Origin of the sequence: Paracoccus sp. SY, from assembly GCF_002901215.1 — a bacterium.
Classification (GTDB): Bacteria; Pseudomonadota; Alphaproteobacteria; order Rhodobacterales; family Rhodobacteraceae; genus Paracoccus; species Paracoccus acridae.
Genome location: NZ_NWMQ01000099.1, coordinates 1 through 4,680, shown reverse-complemented (window position 1 = coordinate 4,680; position 4,680 = coordinate 1). Strand labels below are relative to the sequence as shown.

Below are 4,680 nucleotides of genomic sequence, written 5' to 3'. Positions count from 1 at the left end.
GGGCATTGTAGTGGACAACTCCGCTTGAAAGTGGCTTTGGGCTACCGGAAATTGCGCCCCGTCACCCAGGCCGCGTCGAGGTGCAGGTGCCGGATGCCACTCCGCTTTCTTCCTCCAAGGTGATGAACACGACGTTCTTGGCCGATCCGGCTGCTGGCGGACCAGTATTAGGCTGGCTGTCGCGCGCTCAACGGCGGTCGCGGCTCCACATGGCCTCGGCGCAGGTGAGAATTGTCTTGCCCCCATTTCACCGGATACTCAGGCTGTTGAGATTCGAGCTGCAATGAACTCGCGGGGCGAGCGCATCTTCAGCCCTGAGTGTGGGTGGTGGTTGTTGAAATCCTCGATCCAGCTTCCGATCAACCCAAGGATGGTGTCGGCATCAGGCAGCAACGTCACTTGGATATAGGCAAGCTTGAGCCTCTTCACGAATGCCTCCGAGATGCCGTTGCTCTGCGGGCTGTGGATTGTGCGATTCAGGACTTCAGCCCGAGTTGTAGGGCGAAGATCTGGGTATCCTTTGCGACGTAAGGCGGCCCATTCTCGGCCAGCATCTCATTTGTCTCTGGAAGGCGATCCGGGAAGTTCTTGACGCAGCACTCCAAGATGGGGAACCCTCAGCACTGAGAACACGAACGATTGAAGATATGAATTTCAAGAGTCTGGCGGATGCAACCCCGCATGCTGCCTCCCTGATCGAAGGGATGCGCGATTTTGGTTATACGCTCGAGACGGCGATGGCCGATGTCATCGACAACTCGATCACTGCCGGAGCGACGACGGGTCCATACAGACTGTCAAGGCAGCCAGGCAGCGCCGGATTTGCAGGAGGCACCTCATTTTCCAAGCCCACCTGCCCAGTTCGGCGGGCTTTTTCAGGCGCCGTCAAGAACAACTGGCCTGCCTCTCAGGTCAAGATGTGCTCTGAAATGGATGCAGAGGGCTCCCCTAACGAAGACCGGCACTTTCATGCGCTTTTGTACACTATCACCCCGGTAAGGTTGCCTCCAAGAAGGTTGCCTCCAAGAAGGGCAGAAACTGCTGTTTCTACCGCAATCTTTACCCCAAGAATTAAGATTGTCCCTCTCCGGCACTGTTACGTGCCGGGGCTTTTTCCATTTTCTGGACAGACTCATCGGCGGCATGTCATCATCGGTTCGTCGGCCCTCGCCCGACCGGCCCGCCACCAAGTTACCATCTGGCGGGGCCACATGAACTCACCGCACCATAGTACTAGCCCTGGTTGGACTTCTGATACGCTGGACAGCCTCACCGGCAACATGACATCGTCGTCTTGTCGGACCCGAACCCGACAGGCCCCGCCGGTCGCCCAATCCCACCCGGCGGGGCCGCCTGACACCACCGATCAGTCCTACCGTCTGTCTTGCGTCTTGGTGGGCTTTTTGTCTGCCCGAGGCAGTCTTTAGCCTTTTCTTAACTCTATCGGTCCAAACCTTATGAAAAATAAGTGAGGCCCTGATGAGCTACCGAGTAACAAGCTATGAAGCCCTGCAGACCAACCTGTCGGCAGCCGGAACCACGCTGATGCTCTGCCGCGCGAACATCGGGCGGATCGCCCTGTCAGACGAAGAGAAAGCCGATACCCTCTGGCGGATCGATCGTCAGATTGCAGAGCTTGAAGCCATGCGCCTGGAACTGACCCGCCCTGCGACCCACAAGCGAAGCTCTCCAACGATGCGGAAGTCCCACCTTCGGCCGATTGCCTAAGTTCGGGCACCCTTTGGAACGATGCTCTCTTACCGGCTACTTCGAAGCACCTTGGAGGGGAGCTAAGGAAGGACCGCTTAAGCCAGACGCGAAAGGCCCTTACGACCGTGCCGGTTGCAAGAGCCTCCCATGAGGGACGTGCGCTTGCCCTCACAGCATCGCTTATCAAATATTAGCTGATCCGTTTCCACCAAAATAGAAAGACCCCACCCGAGTTGCGCATGTGGTGAAGCCTACCGCACTGATGCGGTAATAAAAATGTCCTAGCGCAGGAGGCTTGTCTACTTGTCCGAAAACGCCCCGCTGGGGCAAAGCGGGGCGCTACTCGTTACCATAACCCCATCGTCGTGGGGTGGGGTGATGGCAACGTTAACCAAAAGCTCAGTGCTGGCTACATGACATTAGTTAACCCCCGGCGTGTCGTGGCGCCGGGGGTCGCGAGACGTGGTTGAGTGCCTGTGGCTGCCTGCAATTTCAGGTAATGCAACTTTTAGGCGTTTGTAAACAGAATGTTGATCGCGTTGGTAAAAATTTAGGAATTAGCTGCAAAGGTAGACGCGACCTCTGGTCCAATAAACTTATCAACTTGCTCCTGAACCTGAACCCAGTGCCACTTCTGAAACGATCCTTGACCGCCGCATTCCTCGCAGCCATCTGGGCGGCTGCGGGGTGGTTTATCTTCTGGCCGATTGCAAAGAGTCTGGCGATGCTATGGCGGCTTTAGTGCCCGAGGCTATCTGAAGTCTGACCTGCGATTGGTCGCCTACTTCCTCTCCTATGTGTCGCCTATGAAATCGCAGAATCGCAGAATCGCAAGTATCGCAGCCCTACCTGCGTTTTCTGGAGCTTGCTTGCGAGGGGCGGCCTGAGTGCCGCCCCTGTCCTGGCGCCAGCCTGCCGGTGACAGGACAGGGGAAACAGAGGCAAAAAAGAAGACCCCCGCGGCGCGGGGCCAAGTGAACCTTCGTCGCTGAGGGAATGGGAATGTCAGTCGGGTACAGCCTGCTTCGGCCTCCCGCCTCCACTCCCAAGGTCGGGCCAGTGCACGGCTGGACAACCGGGCTATCCGCAAGCGATCGCCACCCAGAGGGCCGAGACTGGACCGCTGGACCGACTATTGTGGCCCTGCGCAGGCTGGCCTGGGACGAGACAGACAGCGCGGGAAAAGCCGTAAAGGAGGGGCAGGGGTCCAGGCTATAGGCGAAGGCCGGCACAAGCCGGACGCAGCCTAGAGCGAGGTCCCGGTATGAGCCGGGATGCGGCAAGATCCTGCTGAGCCAGTGGAGGCATGAAGCCCATATGGATGCCGCAACGTTTTTGTACGGACCAATTGTGTTGGGACGCTGTGATGGTCAAAAGCTCCCAGCCTGACCAGAAGGAACAAAGACCCCATGCAACTGACCAGGCTCGTCTATGCATCACACCATGGTGGAACCTCCGAAGAGGCCCTCCGCGACATCTTCGACAGGTCATGCAAGAACAATGCGAACGACGGCATCACGGGCCTGCTTATCGCCGGCGATGAGGACTTCCTACAGCTTCTGGAGGGGGGCAGAACAGCAGTTGCCGAGTGCATGATGCGGATCATGAAGGATGATCGGCATCAAAGGATCCGCATCCTGCTTGCCGGGGAGAGCGAGTCTCGGCTGTTCTCCCAATGGAGCATGCGCTGCTTGAGGGCGGCAGAGATCCCGCTGGAGATCCAGGATCGCTATTGGGTAAACGACGTATTCGACCCCGTGCAACTTCCCCAAGCCAAGATTGAAGGGCTGTGCCTCGCGCTATCAGAGGACAACAGCGACAAGACCCCAGAAATGACAGGGTAGCCCAGGGTAGCTTGCGCTTTCAGAAGAAGAACCATGAATATCTTGAACACCACCTTGGCGGTCTTGGCCTTGCTTGGACCCAGCCTCGCGCAAGCGGAAGCGCCGCAAGCTAAATCGCCCCTCGCCAATGCGACGGAAACAGTGGCCGAACTGCGAGACCTCTACGATGAGGCCGATGACACGTGTCGCGTTCCTGGAAGTCAGGAAGCAAAAACGGTCGTGGCCTGCATGGCACGCGCCATTTACGGCCAGGCGCTGAATGAGAAAGGCTGGTGCTGGGGCAGGGACGATCAGCCCAATGCCGAGATGCAGTGGCACGAATGCACGCCAACCTCGCTGAGATACACGCCGCTGGACCTGCCGGGCTTCTGAGCAACACCGCCTCAGCGGTGAAGTCGAGGCCATCCTTATCATCCTTGTCTCTAGACCCGCACAGTCGCCAACTCGCTGATCCCGGTGATATAGCGGGGCGAACAGTGATCGGCGCGCAAGCGCCATTCACCGGCGAAACCTTCGCGCGCCGGCACCATCGTCTTCTTGCCGAGATGGTCGTTGATCGCATCGAGCACGTCCGTGATCCGGCACAGGTTGGCTCGCGTCCTGCATGGATGGCTGGATCTTCCAGCCGGGCGGCAAAGCACTTGGGAACATGAAAACAACACAGGTGCCGCCCGGCTGATAAGCCTCTTTTGTCTGAAGATGACGTTGACGGCAACTTGTCCATTTGGACAACACATTGGAGCTTATTTTTCTCTAAGTAGATGGAACTATTGCCGTCCGAAACGTCCTTTCATTATATGCAACCCCAGAACACGAAAGTGTCTGTCTGAATACAACGGAAGGATGTGCGCTGATGGGCATCATTGATCCCAACATCATCGCGTTCCTGCAGAACTACAGGCAGGCGCAGCAAGGCAACGCGTGCGAGGTGCAACGATCCTTGGGATCGGTTCTCGTGGACTCGCTGCGCCGATCCATGATGACCGCTCCGGTCCTTGAGCCGGCTGCAGCCTAGTGGGCCCGCATCTGGCAGTCGCAGGTCAGGGACTTGCTGGCGGACTATCGAATGGATGGAAACAAGTGACAGACAAACAGGGTCCTGACGATCCCGCTCTGCAGGCCCATG

General features: G+C 57.8%; 5 protein-coding genes and 1 pseudogene. 4 read left to right on the top strand and 2 right to left on the bottom strand.

The genetic code is table 11. The features are described 5' to 3' along the window. Positions 1 to 258 precede the first annotated feature (258 nt). A pseudogene (locus CK944_RS21535) lies at positions 259 to 575 on the bottom strand (integrase core domain-containing protein); the annotation flags it as partial. Between the two features lie 904 nt (positions 576 to 1,479). Here CK944_RS21535 and CK944_RS21525 point away from each other — a divergent pair. From CK944_RS21525 to CK944_RS21515, 3 genes are all read left to right on the top strand, one after another. Beyond that, a complete protein-coding gene (locus CK944_RS21525) occupies positions 1,480 to 1,728 on the top strand; it encodes a hypothetical protein (RefSeq protein WP_103175097.1) in 249 nt (82 codons plus the stop codon). 1,391 nt (positions 1,729 to 3,119) lie between these two features. Then, on the top strand, positions 3,120 to 3,554 hold the full coding sequence (locus CK944_RS21520; protein WP_103175096.1) for a BLUF domain-containing protein: 435 nt from the start codon (positions 3,120 to 3,122) through the stop codon (positions 3,552 to 3,554). A gap of 33 nt (positions 3,555 to 3,587) precedes the next feature. Further along, the gene (locus CK944_RS21515) at positions 3,588 to 3,926 is read left to right on the top strand and encodes a hypothetical protein (RefSeq protein ID WP_103175095.1); all 339 of its coding nucleotides are present in this window, start codon (positions 3,588 to 3,590) and stop codon (positions 3,924 to 3,926) included. A 50-nt stretch (positions 3,927 to 3,976) separates the two neighbouring features. Here the strand turns inward: CK944_RS21515 and CK944_RS24125 are convergent, their stop codons facing one another. After that, positions 3,977 to 4,123 (bottom strand): DUF4113 domain-containing protein, encoded by a 147-nt coding sequence (locus CK944_RS24125; RefSeq protein ID WP_229665475.1) that lies wholly within the window; start codon positions 4,121 to 4,123, stop codon positions 3,977 to 3,979. 284 nt (positions 4,124 to 4,407) lie between these two features. On the opposite strand from CK944_RS24125, the gene CK944_RS23455 reads away from it, so the two are divergent. Beyond that, positions 4,408 to 4,569, top strand: a complete 162-nt coding sequence (locus tag CK944_RS23455) for a hypothetical protein (protein WP_158248119.1) — start codon at positions 4,408 to 4,410, stop codon at positions 4,567 to 4,569. The last annotated feature ends 111 nt before the right edge of the window (positions 4,570 to 4,680 follow it).

Bases quoted from the DNA above. Each gene is read 5' to 3' on its own strand.
- CK944_RS21520 (WP_103175096.1), top strand. From the start codon at position 3,120: ATGCAACTGACCAGGCTCGTCTATGCATCACACCATGGTGGAACCTCC.
- CK944_RS23455 (WP_158248119.1), top strand. From the start codon at position 4,408: ATGGGCATCATTGATCCCAACATCATCGCGTTCCTGCAGAACTACAGG.
- CK944_RS21525 (WP_103175097.1), top strand. From the start codon at position 1,480: ATGAGCTACCGAGTAACAAGCTATGAAGCCCTGCAGACCAACCTGTCG.
- CK944_RS21515 (WP_103175095.1), top strand. From the start codon at position 3,588: ATGAATATCTTGAACACCACCTTGGCGGTCTTGGCCTTGCTTGGACCC.